Annotated in this window: 2 protein-coding genes; both read right to left on the reverse strand. The window is 38.4% G+C overall.

What is annotated here, in order from left to right; genetic code table 11:
* Positions 1–142: 142 nt before the first annotated feature.
* Entirely contained in the window at positions 143–826 is a 684-nt protein-coding gene (locus tag M2134_RS15715) for a hypothetical protein (protein WP_280752524.1), read from the reverse strand.
* A partial coding sequence (locus M2134_RS15720; RefSeq protein ID WP_280758217.1) for an RHS repeat-associated core domain-containing protein occupies positions 823–2,146 on the reverse strand: 1,324 nt, incomplete at its 5' end. The genes M2134_RS15715 and M2134_RS15720, both read right to left, overlap by 4 nt.

Below are 2,146 nucleotides of genomic sequence, written 5' to 3' on the forward strand. Positions count from 1 at the left end.
GAAATCTGACGGGTCAATATCACATGTCCCTCTTTATCCGTAAAGGTATAGAGAGGGTTATTGTCTTCATCTTTCGTTTCCGTGACATAGAGCAGGTTGGAAGCATACCCATTTATCGTACAAATCCTTTTCAATACGTTGTTCACTTACTCTTCTTTACAAAAACATCTCCTCTCCAAAAAATAGAATCATTTACCACACGAGCATATTCACCTTTTACATAATACCTCTCAAAGAAAGAGTCATCCATAGCAGGAATGGAGATTTCTATATGATTTGTATTCTCTTCTATGGTATACTCAATAGAGGAGTAATATAAAACACCGTAAAATCGCCCATCAATACTATGTGAAACCACACTTCTCTCTGGAGAAATAGTAAATGCTATTGTTTTAAAGTCATTAGGCAGCATTAGTTCCTTATCGGATTTAGAATAAGTCAAATCAAATGTTTTTAAAGTATTAGAAAAAACTGTAATATTCAAATTATCATTATTGTAAGGGATTGAAAAGGAAATTTTAATACTATCTTCAGCCATACAATCGAAACCTTGGATTACAGACAAACCTCTTTGCGCAATAACATCTGGAGGAATAGAGTTTAGTTCTACAAATTGGCCATCAAGCTTCTTAACAGTGCACACCGCCAAGGTATCATTGTACCAAACAGGACTAAAAGAGTGAGATTCAATATAATAAAATTCATCATTCTTAAACTCTATCTTTGCTCCATACTTGTTTAGATATGTTTTAGATGATTCCGTTTGAGTGAAAGGAAACAAGCAAGCTAAAGCTGGAAGTAAAAAAAGTATCACAATCTTTTTCATCGTCTTTTATTTGTTATTTTTTGTTGTTGCTTCAAGAAATTAGAATATTGGTAAATAAAAGGGTAAATGGGAACCCCTTTATTCATTAGCCCACCAACAGAATGAACATCAATCCCTTGCAAATTTCTTGTTTTTCCAGGAAATGAACGATCATAAGAGTATTGCATTTGATAAGCTTCAATTTCCATATTGCTAATAGCAACGGTTCTTTTACTTGCTGGTGCCATACTTCCTGCATTAAGCAGTTCTCCCTTCGATGAAAACCTAAGTCCTCCTGCATTTAATGCCTGTCTTACATGTGCTATTTCATGTATTGAAATTGCATCCGATGAAGTTTCTATGTAAATCTTACTATCATCCCCAAGCTTTACCTGATGTATTCCGCCGTTTGTTTTACTAAATGCATATATATTATTCTTATCTGCCCCCAACATGTCAATATCCGAAATACTTCTATTTAAGTTCGCAATACGACTATTTGCTTCAGAAATCTTATTTTCAAATTTAGCTATTTGCTTATCGCTTAACATCCCTTTGTCTAGTTTTGACTGGCTTTGAGCAATATCATTATTTAGCTTTTCTATTCGATTCTCTATAAGGTTTTTTAGTCGTTCCGCCTCAAGCACATCATCCCATTCCCTTCCATCCGGATCAATGTACCGCATCGGATTATTATTACAATACGCATACGGACTCGTACTGTAATACTTCTCCGCCAGCGGATCCATGGTCAGGAAGCCGCCTAAGGCGGGATCGTAATAACGCGCCTCGAAGTCGTAGAGGTACAACCCATGTTTATCTTCAAACTCCTTGCCGCCATACTTCATCTGCTGACGACCCTGGTCGCCTCTATCGCCATAGAGCATCCCGAAAGGGTAGTAATTCAACCATTGATAATAATTATCCGTAGGAGTTACTACCAATCGCGTATTACCCAGGTAATCTTTCAGGTAGCAATGATACACATTATTTTCGATATAGCCGGTACCGACATACACCCTTTTCAAGGCATTGTTCACATATTCCACATTCCCCACATAATCCGTCGTCTCGGTTTGGGTCAAGGAAGAGGTGTTGATAGCTGAACCGATCACCGGCGAGGTGGAATAGTTCGGGTTCCATTTGCGGATCACACGGCGTTTCACTCCGTCCGAGCTGTAATAGTACTCATTCCGCGCCTCGGCTACCGGGCTCTTGATATCGATCTGTTCCGGAAGGTTCAATATATTGTATGCAATGGAGGTGATACCCCGGTTCTGATCCTGAGTCATTGCTCCGTTTTGGTTGTAGGTATACTCCGTTGTCTTATTCACATAATCC

Origin of the sequence: Parabacteroides sp. PM6-13, assembly GCF_029892605.1 — a bacterium.
Lineage (GTDB): Bacteria > Bacteroidota > Bacteroidia > Bacteroidales > Tannerellaceae > QVMG01.